This window comes from Streptomyces sp. NPDC058758, from assembly GCF_042746075.1.
Lineage (GTDB): Bacteria > Actinomycetota > Actinomycetes > Streptomycetales > Streptomycetaceae > Streptomyces.
The window spans coordinates 18,220-32,381 of record NZ_JBHYPS010000008.1 but is presented as its reverse complement, the minus strand read 5'-3'; the positions used below and the strand labels follow the sequence as shown (position 1 = coordinate 32,381).

Annotated in this window: 16 protein-coding genes and 1 tRNA gene; 2 read left to right on the top strand and 15 right to left on the bottom strand. The window is 73.5% G+C overall.

Translation table 11 applies throughout. The features are described from left to right. The first annotated feature begins 42 nt into the window (after positions 1-42). A complete protein-coding gene (locus tag ACFW6A_RS12735) occupies positions 43-1,395 on the top strand; it encodes a glycosyltransferase 87 family protein (protein WP_351851095.1) in 1,353 nt (450 codons plus the stop codon). Here ACFW6A_RS12735 and ACFW6A_RS12730 read toward each other — a convergent pair. From ACFW6A_RS12730 to ACFW6A_RS12695, 8 genes are all read right to left on the bottom strand, one after another. After that, positions 1,374-1,547: a hypothetical protein gene (locus ACFW6A_RS12730; protein ID WP_158718759.1), complete on the bottom strand. Its 174-nt coding sequence runs from the start codon at positions 1,545-1,547 to the stop codon at positions 1,374-1,376. The genes ACFW6A_RS12735 and ACFW6A_RS12730 overlap by 22 nt on opposite strands. A 188-nt stretch (positions 1,548-1,735) precedes the next feature. After that, positions 1,736-1,808, bottom strand: a tRNA-Ala gene (locus ACFW6A_RS12725). 95 nt (positions 1,809-1,903) lie between these two features. Beyond that, positions 1,904-2,557, bottom strand: a complete 654-nt coding sequence (locus ACFW6A_RS12720; RefSeq protein ID WP_351851145.1) for a histidine phosphatase family protein — start codon at positions 2,555-2,557, stop codon at positions 1,904-1,906. Beyond that, positions 2,554-2,997 (bottom strand): ribosome silencing factor, encoded by a 444-nt coding sequence (gene rsfS, locus ACFW6A_RS12715; protein ID WP_043221510.1) that lies wholly within the window; start codon positions 2,995-2,997, stop codon positions 2,554-2,556. Before rsfS ends, ACFW6A_RS12720 begins: the two co-directional genes overlap by 4 nt. Positions 2,998-3,066: 69 nt before the next feature. Continuing rightward, positions 3,067-4,755 carry an LCP family protein gene (locus tag ACFW6A_RS12710; protein WP_386640404.1) on the bottom strand — a complete coding sequence of 563 codons (1,689 nt, stop codon included), beginning with the start codon at positions 4,753-4,755 and terminating at the stop codon, positions 3,067-3,069. Positions 4,756-4,774: 19 nt separating this feature from the next. Next, on the bottom strand, positions 4,775-5,395 hold the full coding sequence (gene nadD, locus ACFW6A_RS12705) for a nicotinate-nucleotide adenylyltransferase (RefSeq protein ID WP_351851102.1): 621 nt from the start codon (positions 5,393-5,395) through the stop codon (positions 4,775-4,777). Between the two features lie 64 nt (positions 5,396-5,459). Beyond that, positions 5,460-5,624 (bottom strand): hypothetical protein, encoded by a 165-nt coding sequence (locus ACFW6A_RS12700; protein WP_030494103.1) that lies wholly within the window; start codon positions 5,622-5,624, stop codon positions 5,460-5,462. Between the two features lie 85 nt (positions 5,625-5,709). Next, positions 5,710-5,934: a hypothetical protein gene (locus tag ACFW6A_RS12695; protein ID WP_351851147.1), complete on the bottom strand. Its 225-nt coding sequence runs from the start codon at positions 5,932-5,934 to the stop codon at positions 5,710-5,712. Between the two features lie 133 nt (positions 5,935-6,067). Between ACFW6A_RS12695 and ACFW6A_RS12690 the strand changes: the two genes are divergently transcribed. Beyond that, the gene (locus tag ACFW6A_RS12690; protein WP_386483724.1) at positions 6,068-7,171 is read left to right on the top strand and encodes a M48 family metallopeptidase; all 1,104 of its coding nucleotides are present in this window, start codon (positions 6,068-6,070) and stop codon (positions 7,169-7,171) included. Between the two features lie 26 nt (positions 7,172-7,197). On the opposite strand, the gene ACFW6A_RS12685 is transcribed toward ACFW6A_RS12690, so the two are convergent. The 7 genes from ACFW6A_RS12685 to galE all read right to left on the bottom strand — a co-directional run bounded on the left by ACFW6A_RS12685 (position 7,198) and on the right by galE (position 14,129). Continuing rightward, positions 7,198-8,280 (bottom strand): hypothetical protein, encoded by a 1,083-nt coding sequence (locus tag ACFW6A_RS12685; RefSeq protein ID WP_386640401.1) that lies wholly within the window; start codon positions 8,278-8,280, stop codon positions 7,198-7,200. Positions 8,281-8,395: 115 nt separating this feature from the next. Next, positions 8,396-9,040, bottom strand: coding sequence for a hypothetical protein (locus ACFW6A_RS12680; RefSeq protein ID WP_386640398.1), 645 nt, complete (start codon positions 9,038-9,040; stop codon positions 8,396-8,398). A gap of 88 nt (positions 9,041-9,128) precedes the next feature. Beyond that, a complete protein-coding gene (locus tag ACFW6A_RS12675) occupies positions 9,129-10,412 on the bottom strand; it encodes a glutamate-5-semialdehyde dehydrogenase (protein ID WP_351851112.1) in 1,284 nt (427 codons plus the stop codon). 130 nt (positions 10,413-10,542) lie between these two features. Then, positions 10,543-11,049, bottom strand: a complete 507-nt coding sequence (locus ACFW6A_RS12670; RefSeq protein ID WP_386640395.1) for a hypothetical protein — start codon at positions 11,047-11,049, stop codon at positions 10,543-10,545. A gap of 259 nt (positions 11,050-11,308) precedes the next feature. Next, entirely contained in the window at positions 11,309-12,535 is a 1,227-nt protein-coding gene (gene proB / locus ACFW6A_RS12665) for a glutamate 5-kinase (RefSeq protein ID WP_351851117.1), read from the bottom strand. A gap of 62 nt (positions 12,536-12,597) precedes the next feature. Further along, positions 12,598-13,020, bottom strand: a complete 423-nt coding sequence (locus tag ACFW6A_RS12660) for a GtrA family protein (RefSeq protein ID WP_351851120.1) — start codon at positions 13,018-13,020, stop codon at positions 12,598-12,600. 122 nt (positions 13,021-13,142) lie between these two features. Then, a complete protein-coding gene (gene galE, locus ACFW6A_RS12655) occupies positions 13,143-14,129 on the bottom strand; it encodes a UDP-glucose 4-epimerase GalE (RefSeq protein ID WP_386483732.1) in 987 nt (328 codons plus the stop codon). Positions 14,130-14,162: the final 33 nt, after the last annotated feature.

The following is a 14,162-nucleotide window of genomic DNA, read 5'->3' as shown; positions in this document are numbered from 1 at the left end:
TTTCCGCGGTCCCGTCGGAGGCTCCGGGTAGGGTCGCCCCCTGTGTCCCCCTCCGCACCTTCCCCCTCCCCGTCCCGCGCCCGGCCGTGGCCCCTGGTCGCCGCCGCGGCGGTCTGCCTGGTCTCGTTCGCGGCCTTCTGGGTGGCGCAGCGCGTCGCCCACGTGAACATGCTCGACGTGATGGTCTACCGGGCCGAGGCCGAGACCCTGCGGTCCGGCGGCGACCTGTACGCGATGCGCGCCACCTCGGCGAACCTGGCGATGACCTACCCGCCGTTCGCCGCCGTGCTGTTCCTGCCGCTGACCCTGGTGGGCGTCCCGCTGATGCGGACGCTCTCCACGGCGGGGAACCTGCTGCTGGTGCTGGCCCTGGTGCGGCTCTCGCTCCAGCTGGTCCGGCCGGCGCTCGCCTCGCCCGCGCGGCGGGCGGACCTGTGGCGCGCGACGCTGTGGGTCGCGGCGGCCGTGGTCTGGTGCGAGCCGGTGTGGACGACCCTGCGGTACGGGCAGATCAACCTGCTGGTCGCGGTGGCCGTGCTGTGGGACTTCACCCGCCGCGAGGGCAGCCGCTGGGCCGGCCTCGGCATCGGCCTGGCGACCGCGGTGAAACTCACACCGGGGCTCTTCGTGGTGCTGCTCCTCGCCGCGGGCCTGCTGCTGTGGCGGCGGGACCGGGGCGTGAACCCGTGGCTGCGCACCGCGCTGACGGCCACCGGCGTCTTCCTGGCCACCACGCTGGCCATGGTGGTGGCGCTGCCCTCGGACTCGAGGACCTTCTGGACGCGGACGCTGTTCGAGACGGGCCGCGTCGGGCACGCCGAGGAGACCGCCAACCAGTCCCTCAGCGGGGTTCTCGCCCGCTTGATGCACACGGACGCGCCCGGCCCGTGGTGGCTGGCGGCGGCGGTGCTGCTGGGCGGCGCGGCGATGGCGCTCGCGGTGCGGGCGGCGGTGCGCGGCGACAAGGCGGTGGCCGTGCTCGTCACCGCGTTCACGGCGCTGATGGTCTCGCCGATCTCCTGGTCCCACCACTGGGTCTGGTGCGTGCCGCTGCTGATCCTGCTGTACGACCGCGCCACGCGCGCGTGGCCGGTGACGGGCGCGGTGGCGCTCGCCTTCGCGTCGTTCGCGCTGTGGTGGGTGCCGCACGACCCGGGGCGTCCCGAACTCGACCAGAACGCGGGCCAGATGCTGCTGTCGGCGGTCTATCCGCTCACGGCGACGGCCGTCTTCGCCGGGTACGCGCTGGTGGTGTGGCGGACGCGCCGGACGGGTGCCGCGGACGCCCCGGAGGCCCTCCGGGAGGCCGTCGCGGACCGGGAGCCCCGGGCTGGGGTGGCGCCACGGTCGGCGGCGCCCCGGACCGTGGCACCTCAGGCCGTGGCGAAGGAGTAGAACCGCTTGAGGGTGCAGTGCTCGTCGAGGAGCCGGCCGTAGATCGGCTCCCCCTCGAGTTCGCGGTAGGTCTCGATCGGGTCGCCTTTTATGATCAGCGCCCGCGCGCACTCCTCGCACCAGTACTGGTAGTCGGGGTTGACGGGGTCCATGTCCCGCACGATGGGCGTGCCGCTGCCGCACCAGTCGCACTTCCGCCTGTGCGCACCCAAAGGCCACCCTCCCGTCCGGACCCGGTCCCCCCTCCGGCGGACCCGATTCTGCCATGGTCGGGCGGCGGCCCAGAAGTGACGAAACGACAGATCCCGCCCCCCTGCTGGGGGACGGGATCCGGTGACTGTGGAGCTAAGGAGAATTGAACTCCTGACCTCCTGCATGCCATGCAGGCGCTCTACCAACTGAGCTATAGCCCCTCGTGTTCTTCACGCTCAGCGCTGCGAACAAGAAGAACTTTAGCCTGTGACCTGCCGGAAAGTGAAATCCGGGCCCTGGGGCCCGGTCCGGGGCGTCAGGTGTCGTCGCCGAGGACCGGCTCGGGCAGCGAGCCGGCGTTGTGCTCCAGGAGGCGCCAGCCGCGCGCGCCCTCGCCCAGGACGGACCAGGAGCAGTTGGAGAGGCCGCCCAGACCCTCCCAGTGGTGGGGCTCCAGCCCGAGGAGCCGTCCGATGGCGGTGCGGATGGTGCCGCCGTGGCTGACCACGACCAGGGTGCCGTCCTGCGGGAGCTTGTCGGCGTGCTCCAGGATCACGGGGGCGGCCCGGTCGGCCACCTCGGTCTCCAGCTCGCCGCCGCCCCGGCGCACCGGCTCGCCCCGCTTCCACGCGGCGTACTGCTCGCCGAACCGCGCGACGATCTCGTCGTGCGTGAGCCCCTGCCACTCCCCCGCGTACGTCTCGCGCAGCGCGGCGTCGTGGGCGACGGCCAGACCGGTGAGGGCGGCCAGCTCGGCGGCGGTGGCCGCCGTCCGCTTCAGGTCGGAGGCCACGATCGCGTCGGGGCGGAGGGCGGCGAGCAGCCGGGCGGCCCGGCGGGCCTGGTGGACGCCGGCTTCCGTGAGCTCGATGTCGGTCGAGCCCTGGAAGCGGCGCTCCAGGTTCCAGGCGGTCTGGCCGTGGCGCCACAGGACGATACGGCGGCCGGCGCCGCCCTTGGCGGCGCTCAGCTCAGCTCACCGTCCGCCCTGTCGAGGTCGGCGCCGGTCAGCGCGGCGTGCTCGGCGGCCTTGCCGCGGGTCTTGAGGGCGTCCTCGGGCAGGGGCAGCTCGGGGCAGTCCTTCCACAGCCGCTCCAGGGCGTAGAAGACCCGCTCCTCGCTGTGCTGCACGTGGACGACGATGTCGACGTAGTCGAGGAGGATCCAGCGGGCGTCGCGGTCGCCCTCGCGGCGCACCGGCTTGGCGCCGAGCTCCTTCTGGAGCCGCTCCTCGATCTCCTCGGCGATCGACTTGACCTGGCGGTCGTTGGGCGCGGAGGCGAGCAGGAAGGCGTCGGTGATCGACAGCACGTCGCTGACGTCGTACGCGATGATGTCGTGAGCGAGCCGGTCGGCCGCCGCCTGGGCGGCGGCGTTGACGAGCTCGATGGAGCGATCCGTGGCGGTCACAAGCAGGCTTTCGTCGGCGGTCCAGTACCCCTCCAGGGTCTCACGGACCGCCGACGACCCCGCAAACGATTACGGGGCGCCCGGAATCTCGTAGTCCCGGCCGAGGACGACGGTGACGGCGGCGGTGCCCGCGGGCTTGCCCTTGGTGACGGATCCGGCCGACAGACCGAGGGTCTCGGCGACCTCGGCGGCGGTGGCCTTCTGGGCGTCGTCGCCGTAGACGACCTCGGACTTCGCCCGGCTCTCGGTCCTGCTGCCGCCGACGAAGGCGTAGCCGCCGTTGATCAGGACGACCTTGGCCGCCTCGACGGCGTCCTCGCCGGTTCCGTCCTTGATCGAGACGCGCGGCACGCCACTGGCGTCGAGGGCGGTGACCTTGCCGCCGAGGATGTCCCTGACCACGCTGTCCCCGGTGCCCTCGGCGAGCGCGCCGTCCTGGCCGACGGGCAGCAGCGCCGTCTTGTAGGCGCCGGTCTTGGCGTGCTCGGCGAGCTTGGCGAGGGAGGCGCCGAGGTCCTTCTCGGGGAGGGACGGGTCGGCGATCTGCTGGAGGTACTCGACGGCGGTCGTGGCGTTCGCGGCGTCGCTGGGCATCTTGCGGAGCAGGCCGTTGACGACCTGGCCGAAGCGCTGGAGCTGCTTGGCCTCGGCCTCGCCGGCGGCCCGGAAGGTGGCGTAGGCGACGGCGGCGCGACCGGTGAGGGTCTGCTGCTCCCCCCGGGTGACGAGCGGGTCGGCGCCCTTCTTGCCCTGGGGGTCGGGGACGGTGGTGTCGGTGTCGACCTCGATGCCGCCGAGGTACTCGACGAGGTTCTCCAGGTACGGGGTGTCCAGGCGCCAGGTTCCGGCGATCTTGGCGCCGAGGAGGGTGTCGAGGGCCTCGCGGGTGCCGCTGGAGCCGTCCTCCTCGACGGACTTGCCGAGGGTGGTGGCGGCGCCCTCGGTGTCGGCGACGGCGAGGGCGTTGGGCAGCAGGACGGTGGTGCCCTGCTTGGTGGTGGAGTTGTCCACGAGGAGGGCGGTGGAGGTGCCGCCGCCCTGGGTGTCGTGGAGGTGGAGGACGATCGTGTCGCGCCGCTGCGGGCCGCCGGCGGCGGCCTGGTCCTTCTGCGCGGAGTCGCCGGTGCCGGGGAGCATGCCGGCGGACCACAGGTAGCCGACGCCGCCGACGGTGGCGAGGACCAGGACGACGACGAGGGCGATCACCCGGTTGCGGCCTCGGCGGCGGGCCTCCTCGCGGCGCTCCGAGCGGCTCTCGGTGAACTTGAGCCAGTCGATGACGTCCTCGGAGTCCTCGTCGGGCTCCTCGATGAAGGAGAACTGCTCGGTGCGGTACTCCCGGTCGTCGCCGGCCTCCGCCCGGCGGGGCGCCGCGGGGGCGGCGGGCGCGGCGGCGGGCGGCTCGGGGGCGGGCCGCTGGCCGGGGACGCCTGCCGGGGCGGCGGTGACGGGCGCCGCGGGCTCGGCGGCCTGACACTGCCCGCCTCCGTAGGCCTCGTACGGGTCGTAGCCGGGCTGCTGGGCATAGCCCTGGCCCTGCCCCGCGTAGGTGTCGTACGCGGGCTGCTGGGGGGCCTGGGGCTGGGCGTAGGGGTCGTAGCCGTACGGGGACTGCTGCTGTCCCGCGTACGGGTCGTACGCGGGCTGCTGGGGGGCCTGGGCCGGCTGCTGCTGGTACACCGGCTGCCCGTACGCGTCGTAGCCGATGATCTGCGGCTGCGGGTGGTACGGGTCGTACGGGTTCTGCTGGTCGTTCACCGGTGCCCCTCCCCGGGACTCACTCGCCGCGGTACAGCTGGCGCTTGTCGATGTAGCGGACCACGCCGTCCGGGACGAGATACCAGACGGGGTCGCCCTTCGCGACCCGTGCGCGGCAGTCGGTGGACGAGATGGCGAGGGCGGGGATCTCGACGAGGGAGACTCCGCCCTTGGGCAGCCCGTCGTCGGTGAGGTCGTGGCCCGGCCGGGTGACGCCGATGAAGTGGGCGAGGGAGAAGAACTCCTCCGCGTCGCGCCAGGTGAGGATCTGCGAGAGCGCGTCGGCGCCGGTGATGAAGAAGAGGTCGGCGTCGCCGTTGAGGGAGTGCAGTTCGCGCAGGGTGTCGATGGTGTACGTCGCGCCGCCGCGGTCGATGTCGATGCGGCTGACCGAGAACTGCGGGTTGGAGGCCGTGGCGATGACCGTCATCAGATAACGGTCCTCGGCGGGCGACACCGCCTTGTGGCTCTTCTGCCACGGCTCGCCGGTCGGTACGAAGACCACCTCGTCCAGGTGGAACAGGGCGGCGACCTCGCTGGCCGCCACCAGGTGTCCGTGGTGGATCGGGTCGAACGTCCCGCCCATCACGCCGAGGCGGCGCTTGCCGCTGCCGCCAGTAGGCACTTCCTGCTCTCCCATGCGTGCAGAGCCTACTGGCACGGCGGTGGACGCCGGCTCAGCGGCCTCCCGGTCGGCGTCCGGTTCAGCGGTCGCGGTTGAAGCGGGTGGTGATCCAGAGCAGCAGCATCAGCGCGAGGAAGGCGCCACCGCCCGTGACGTACGGGTTGAGGCTGTCGTGGTTGCCACCGTGCTCGGCGCCCTCGGAGGCAAGCGTGACGAGGTTGGCGGCGGTGCTGTGGAGGCTCATCTTCGGCGGGACCTATCCGATCGGGGGTGGGAGCGGAGACTTCGCGCACATCGTATGCGGGCCGTCCCGGCTGTCTCACGCCGACTCAGGCGTTGGCGTCCCCGGCGTCCCCGGACGCCCCTCGGGCGGGGGTGTCCGCGGGCCGGTCGGCGCTCTCGCCGCTCCGGTATCCGCGGAGCAGGAACCAGGCGAGGAGGGCGCCGCCGACCATGGAGATCAGCAGGACGATGCGGAGGGTGTCGCCCGGGCCCTGCTGCGCGGCTGCGGCGATCCCGGTGAGGGCGGCGGTGGCTGCGGCGGTGTCCGGCATGCGGGTCGTGCTCCCTCGTTGTCCACAGGGCCCGAGTTGTCCACAGGCCCTCCGCCCACGGTAGCGCCCTCGCCTAGGGTGGGACGCGTCAGGGGGACGAGTACCGACTCGTACGGATGGGCAGGGGGCGTTCATGACCGAGAACCACGGCGGGAACCAGCGGGGGAGCGTGCCGAGCAGGCAGCGCAAGCGGTTCCCCGGCATCTCCTCGCGGGCCTACGAGCACCCGGCGGACCGTTCGGCGCTGGTGGCGCTGCGGAAGCTGAGCGGTTTCGACACGGTGTTCAAGGCGCTGAGCGGGCTGCTGCCCGAGCGCAGCCTCAGACTCCTCTACCTCTCCGACTCCGTCCGGGTGAGCGACGCGCAGTTCTCCCACCTCAACGACATGCTGCGGGACGCCTGCTACATCCTGGACCTGGACCGGGTCCCGCCGATGTACGTGACGCAGAACCCGGTGCCGAACGCGATGTGCGTGGGCCTGGACGAGCCGGTGATCGTGCTGACGACCGGGCTGGTCGAGCTGCTCGACGAGGAGGAGATGCGGGCGGTGATCGGCCACGAGGTCGGCCACGCCCTGTCGGGCCACGCGGTCTACCGGACGGTGCTGCTCTTCCTGACGAACGTGGCGCTGAAGGTGGCCTGGATCCCGCTGGGGAACGTGGCGGTGATGGCCATCGTGACCGCGCTGCGCGAGTGGTTCCGCAAGTCGGAGCTGTCGGCCGACCGGGCGGGGCTGCTGGTGGGGCAGGACCTCCGGGCCTCGATGCGGGGGCTGATGAAGCTCGCCGGCGGCAACCACCTGCACGAGATGAACGTGGACGCGTTCCTCGCCCAGGCGGACGAGTACGAGAAGGCCGGTGACCTGCGGGACTCGGTCCTGAAGATCCTCAACGTGCTGCCGCGCTCGCACCCGTTCACCACCGTGCGGGCGGCGGAGCTGAAGAAGTGGTCGGAGAGCCGCGACCACCAGCGGTTGATGGACGGGCACTACCCGAAGCGCTCGGAGGACAAGGACGCCTCGGTCACGGACTCCTTCCGGGAGTCGGCCGGGCACTACGCGCAGACGGTGAGGGACAGCAAGGATCCGCTGTTCAAGCTCGTCGGGGACATAGCCGGCGGTGCCGGGGACCTCGCGGGCGACCTGGGCGGACGGCTGCGGACCGTGTTCGGCGGCGGCGCCCCGAAGGAGCCCGGCAAGGACGCGGGCAAGGAGCCGGGCGGGGGTTCCGAGGGGTAGTCGGCGCCCGGGCGTCAGCCCGGCCGTCAGGTCCGGGGCTGGGCCGCCGGGGCGAGGGCTCCGCAGAGGGCGGGGGCCCCGGACCGGTCGGCGGCGTAGGGGTCGGTGAGGGCCGGTCCCGTCCCCGCCGGGGCCTCGGCTCCGGCGAGGAGCGGTTCGAGTCCGCCGCCGGTGTCGCCGCCGCAGGCCTGCGGTCCGGCCTCGACGGTGCTGGTCAGCAGTTCGGCCCGGTGCATCCGCAGGTCCTCGCGGTCGAAGCGGAAGTGCAGGATGCGGCGGACCGTGAAGAGGGAGGCCGCGGCGGGCTCGCCGGAGCCCTGGGCGGCGGGGCGCAGCGCGTAGGTGAAGGTGTGGTCGGCGGTGACGTCCAGGGTGTCGGGGGCGACCTCGGCGAAGCGCAGGGTGCCCTGGACGCGGGGCGCCGGCTCGGCGACGGAGACCCGGCGGGGGTCGAAGCGGACGACCCAGGCGGCGAGGGCGTGCCGGCCGTCGTCGGCGGGCGACTCGACGCTGCGGTCGAACTGGGCGAGCTGATCGGGGTCGAGCAGCAGGCGGGCGGGCCGGACCGTCCGGCCCGCGAGGACCTCGGGCTCCAGGGAGGAGGCGACGAGGTAGTCCTTGGCGATGCTGAGGGCGGTGACGACCTGGCCCTCGGAGAAGTGGGTGGTGCGGGCGGCGACCGGGAGGTTGATGCCGGCGGCGCCGGTGCGGTACTCGGCGGCGGGGCTGCGGGCGAGGAGCCGGGCGGGGTCGCCGCCGGGGACGGGGCCCTGCGGGGCGAGGGGGACGACGGTGGTGCGCAGCGGCTCGGCGCGCTGGTCGAGCGGCGGCTGGTAGGGGTTGCGCAGGCCGAGATAGGCGGCCGTGCCGAAGGCGAGGAGGATCAGCAGGACCAGGAGGAGGGCCTGTCCGGAGCCGGCGCGGCGGCCGGCCGGGCCGGGGCGGTCGCGGACGGCGAGCGCGTGCTCGCCCATCCGTTCCCGGGCCGAGAACTCCTGGAGGTGGGCAGCGCGGACGAACGCCTCGTCGAAGACGACGGCTCGGTACTCGTCCTCACCGCCGGGGAGCCCCTCGGGATTCCCCTCAGGCGGGTCGCCACGCCCTGCCATACCTTCAGAGTAGGTCGGCGGGGGCTTCGGTAAACGCCCAGGTACACGACAAGTTCGGAAGTTTTCCGCCGTCGGGGTGACGGCCCCTGCGGCGGGGACGGCCGCCCGGGTGATGTCAGGGTGTGCGGGGCGCGACGGAGGCCGGCGGGAGCGTCCGGCCGACGGCCGGCGGGCGTGTGGAGGCCGGCGGGGCGGCGGCGGTGGCCGGGGTGCCGGTGAGGGCGGGTGCCGGGGGGCCCGCGACCGGTGAGGCGGCGGGCGGGCCCGGGTTGGGCTGGTCGACGCCGGTGGAGGCCGGGGGGACCTGGTCCTGCCGGTTGGCCGCGGCGCCGCGGTAGACGGCGCTGAAGGCGAGGGCCACCATGCCGATGCCCATGAGGAGGGCGAGGAGCCAGGCGACGGGCCGGTGCCAGCGGGCACTGCCCCGGTAGGGGCGCAGGGCGCCGCCGTGGCGGCCGTAGGGGCTGGCGTCGTCGCCGACGTCGTCGGGCTCGTAGGTGAGGCCGACGGGGTCGCGGCCCTCGTCGTAGAGGTCGTCGTCGCCGGCGGCCCTGAGCGCGCGGGCGCGGGCGGATTCCGCTTCGGCGCGGGCCTGGGCGGCGGCGAGGAGTCGCTCGACGGCCGTCGGCTCGTGGACGGCCGCTGCCCGGACGAACTCCTCGTCCAGGACCACGTCCCAGCGGCCCTCGTCGGCGCCTCCGCGCTCGTCGTCGGGCTCCCAGCCGTTCGGGGACGGCCTGCCCCCCACGTCGTCCGGCACGGATTCAGAGTAGACCGGGGACGTGCTTTTGGGCAGGGAGAGTGCGAAGTCTCCCCGCCCGTACCGAAAGGAGGTGTGCGGGGTGGTGTTACCGGATGTGACCGTCGCCGGTCACGATGTACTTGGTGGAGGTGAGCTCCGGAAGGCCCATGGGGCCCCGGGCGTGGAGCTTCTGGGTGGAGATGCCGATCTCCGCGCCGAAGCCGAACTGTCCGCCGTCCGTGAAGCGGGTGGAGGCGTTCACGGCGACCGTGGTGGAGTCGACCAGCTGGGTGAAGCGGCGGGCGGCGGCCTGCGAGGTGGTGACGATGGCCTCGGTGTGGCCGGAGGTCCACATGCGGATGTGTTCGACGGCCTTGTCGAGGGAGTCGACCACGGCGGCGGCGATGTCGTAGGAGAGGTACTCGGTCTCCCAGTCCTCGGCGGTGGCCGGGACGACGGTGGCCTTGGTGTTCCCGGCGTGGGCGAGGACCCGCTCGTCGCCGTGGACGGTGACGCCGGCCTCGGCCAGCGCGTCGAGGGCGCGGGGCAGGAAGGCGTCGGCGATCGACCGGTGGACCAGGAGGGTCTCGGCGCTGTTGCAGACGCTGACCCGCTGGGCCTTGGAGTTGATCAGGATGTCGACGGCCATGTCGAGGTCGGCGTCGGCGTCGACGTAGACGTGGCAGTTGCCGGTTCCGGTCTCGATGACCGGGACGGTGGACTCCTCGACGACGGTGCGGATGAGCGAGGCGCCGCCGCGCGGGATGAGGACGTCGACCAGGCCGCGGGCGCGCATCAGCTCGCGGACGGAGTCGCGGGACTCGCCGGGGACGAGCTGGATCGCGTCGGCGGGCAGCCCGGCGCCGCCGACGGCGTCGCGCAGGACCGTGACGAGGGCGGCGTTGGAGGCGTAGGCCGAGGACGAGCCGCGCAGCAGGACGGCGTTGCCGGCCTTGAGGCAGAGGGCGGCGGCGTCGACGGTGACGTTGGGGCGGGCCTCGTAGATGATGCCGACGACGCCGAGGGGGACGCGGACCTGGCGGAGGTCGAGGCCGTTGGGGAGGGTGGAGCCGCGGACGACCTCGCCGACCGGGTCGGGCAGGGCGGCGACGTGGCGGACGTCGGCGGCGATGGCGCGGACCCGCTCGGGGGTGAGGGTGAGCCGGTCGATGACCGACTCGCTGGTGCCGGCCTCGCGGGCCTTGGCGATGTCCTCGGCGTTGGCCTCGACGATCTCGGCGGTGCGGACTTCGAGGGCGTCCGCGATGGCGAGGAGGGCGTCGTCCTTGGCCGAGCGCGGCAGTGGCGCGATCTGTGCGGCGGCGCCACGGGCCTGGTAGGCGGCCCGGGTGACCGGGTTCAGGTTGTCGAGGGGCGTGAGCGAGGTCATGCCCGCAGGGTACTGGCACGGGCGGGCCGGGCCCGCACGTACGACGGGCGCATCCCGCAGTGCGAGACGCGCCCGTGCCACCGTACGGACCGCGGGGGCCCGGCCCGTCAGGACCCGGGCCCCCGGCCGGTCAGTAGGGGTGGACTCCGACCGGGGCGGCCGGCGGCGGGCCGTAGCCCTCCGCGATCCGCTGGTGGTAGGTCTCCCGGTCGATGACCTCCAGGCCGACGATCTCCCACGGCGGGAGCTTCGCGGTCTGCCGGTGCTCGCCCCAGAGCCGGAGGGCGACGGCGGCCGCGTCGTGCAGGTCGCGGGCCTCCTCCCAGTACCGGATCTCGGCGTGGTCGTTGGCGTAGCGGCTGGTCAGCAGGAAGGGGTGGTCGTGGGCGAGCTGTTCGAGCCCGCGCCGCACCTCCTTCAGCGGTGACTCGACGCCGGACACGCTGAGGGTGACGTGCCACAGCTTGGACAGGGGGCGCTCCCCCGCGCCGCCGTCCCGTGTCCCCGGCTCGGCTGCTGTGCTCCTGCCCTCCGTGGCCCTGTCCCGTGCGGCGTCGAAGTCGGCTCCGGCCTCGACACTCGTCAGGGCGCGTTCGGCCGTCCCGCGGGGCAGTGCCCCTGGGCGCGCTCGTCTCACCGGCGGCCTCCTGTGTGATGCGTGTGGTGCTGTACCCCGCGTTGCTCGTTACCCCCGAGACAAAGTTGACCAGTCCGAGCCGCCGCATGGGGCGGTTTTGGTAAAGGTCCCTTCCGGATGGCAGGAGTTTCAGCCGTTTCGGCGGCGGTTTCGCAAGGGCTTCCGGAGGGGTTTCCGGCCGGGTTTCCTGCCGGGAACCCGGCCGGGCTCCCGCTCCGGTTCCCGGTCGGGGCCGCCCGGCGCCGACCGGGTCCGGGCTTCAGCCGAGGACGACGAGGTCGTCGCGGTGGACGACCTCGCGCTCGTACTCGGGCCCGAGTTCCCTGGCCAGTTCGTGGGTGGAGCGGCCCAGCATCCGGGGGAGTTCCTTGGCGTCGAAGTTGACGAGGCCGCGGGCGACGGGGCGGCCGGCGGAGTCGCGGAGCTCCACGGGGTCGCCGGCGACGAAGTCGCCCTCGACGGCGGCGATGCCGGCCGCGAGCAGCGACTTCTTGCCCTCCACGACGGCCCGGACGGCCCCGTCGTCGAGCCCGAGGGAGCCCTGCGGGGTGGAGGCGTGGGCGAGCCAGAGGAGGCGGTCGGCGGAGCGGCGGCCGGTCCGCTGGAAGTAGGTGCCGGTGTCGCGGCCGGCGAGGGCGTCGGCGGCGCGGCTGGCGGAGGTGAGGACGACGGGGATGCCGGCGGCGGCGGCGATCCGGGCGGCCTCGACCTTGGTGACCATGCCGCCGGTGCCGACTCCGGCCTTGCCGGCCGAGCCGATCTCGACGTGGGCGATGTCCTGCGGGCCGCCGACCTCGGCGATCCGGGAGGTGCCGGGCTTGGCGGGGTCGCCGTCGTAGAGGCCGTCGACGTCGGAGAGGAGGACGAGGAGGTCGGCGCGGACGAGGTGGGCGACGAGGGCGGCGAGCCGGTCGTTGTCGCCGAAGCGGATCTCGTCGGTGGCGACGGTGTCGTTCTCGTTGACGACCGGCAGCGCGCCCATGGCGAGGAGCTGGTCGAGGGTGCGGTAGGCGTTGCGGTAGTGGGCGCGGCGGCTGGTGTCGTCGGTGGTGAGCAGCACCTGGCCGACGCGGACGCCGTAGCGGGCGAAGGAGGCGGTGTAGCGGGCGACGAGGAGGCCCTGGCCGACGCTGGCGGCGGCCTGCTGGCGGGCCAGGTCCTTGGGGCGGCGGGTGAGGCCGAGCGGGGCGAGGCCGGCGGCGATGGCGCCGGAGGAGACCAGGACGATCTCCTTCTCGCCGCCGCTGCGGACCTTGGCCAGGACGTCGACGAGGGCGTCGACCCGGTCCGCGTCGAGGCCGCCGGCGGCGGTGGTGAGGGAGGAGGAGCCGACCTTGACGACGATCCGGCGCGCCTCGGTGACGAAGGGGCGGGCCGCCGACGGGGCGGTCGCGGTCGGCGGGGTCGCGGACGGGGCGGTCTCGGTCGGGGCGGTCGCGTCCTGTCGGTTCATGTCCTGCTGCACCGTCGCCATCTCCGTCGCCACCTGCGCCGTCCTCGTTCGCTGTTCTGGCTCCGTGCGCTCCCGGCACGGTCGCGAGGGGCAATCTACGCGAGCCGGGACGGCTGCCGCTCCTCCGTTTCGTCCTGCGGACCGGGGCCGCGGCTGACCAGGATCCGGCGGGAGATCACGTAGGTGAAGGGGATGGCGACGACGGCGGCCACGAGTGGCGCGATCCGGTCGTCCGTTCCGGCCCAGGTGACGAGCGCGTACAGGCCGGCGCTCTGCACCAGGTAGTTGGTGACGTTGGTGAGGGGGAAGAGGGCGAACTTCTTCCAGGTGGGACGGGTGCGGTAGGTGAAGTAGGTGTTGAGGAAGAAGGAGCCCACCATGCTGAGCAGGAAGGCGAGGGTGTACGCGGCGAAGTACGGCATCCAGGGGTGGAGCAGCAGGTAGCAGCCGAAGAAGGTGCCGGTGTTGATCCCGCCCACCACGCCGAAGCGGATGATCTGGCCGAGCTGGTCTCGCATGGGCCTATCAGATCGCCGGGAGGTGAACGGGACGTGCCCGGGGGGAGGCTCCCGCACGACGAACGGCCCCCGTGTCCGTACGCGCGGCGCGTGCGCGGGGGCCGTCCGGTGCCCGGCGGAGCCTAGACGGCCGCGCCGCGGCGGGCGGTCCACCCCGCCCAGGCGGATTCGATCATGTCGCGTACGTCGTGCCGGGCCTTCCAGCCCAGCTCGGCGGCGATGCGGTCGGCGGAGGCGACGACCCGGGCCGGGTCACCGGGGCGGCGCGGGGTGACGAGGGGCTCGGTGGTGTGCCCCGTGAGCTCGTTGATCAGGGCGACCATCTCGGTGACGGAGACGCCCTCGCCGCGGCCGATGTTGACGGTGAGGTCGCGCGGCTCCCCGGCCGCGGCCCACGCGGCGAGCTTGCGGGCGGCGACGAGATGGGCGTCCGCGAGGTCCTCGACGTGGATGTAGTCGCGGACGCAGGTGCCGTCCGGGGTGGCGTAGTCGTCGCCGAAGATCCGGGGGGCCTCGCCGGCGTCGAGCCGCTCGAAGACCATCGGCACCAGGTTGAAGACGCCGGTGTCGGCGAGTTCCGGGGAGGCCGCGCCGGCCACGTTGAAGTACCGCAGGCAGGCGGTGGCGATGCCGTGGGCCCGGCCCGTCGCGCGCACCAGCCACTCGCCCGCGAGCTTGGTCTCGCCGTACGGGCTGAGCGGGACGCAGGGGGTCTCCTCGGTGACGAGGTCGACGTCCGGCATGCCGTACACGGAGGCGGAGGAGGAGAAGAGGAAGCTGCGCACGCCGGCCGCCGCGACCGCCTCCAGGAGGACGGTGAGGCCGCCGATGTTCTCCCGGTAGTAGTGCAGCGGCAGCTCGACGGACTCGCCGACCTGCTTCTTCCCGGCGAGGTGGACGACGCCGGTGACGCCGTGTCCGGCGAGCGTCCGGTCCAGCAGCTCGCGGTCGAGGGTGGAGCCGACCACCAGCGGCACGCCCTCCGGGAGCCGGGCCGCGTCGCCGGTGGAGAGGTCGTCCAGGACCACGACCCGCTCGCCCGCCGCCGTCATGGCCCGGACCACGTGCGCGCCGATGTATCCGGCGCCACCGGTGATCAGAAAGGTCATGCTGAACCACACCCCTTGGTCGGCCGCGCGGTG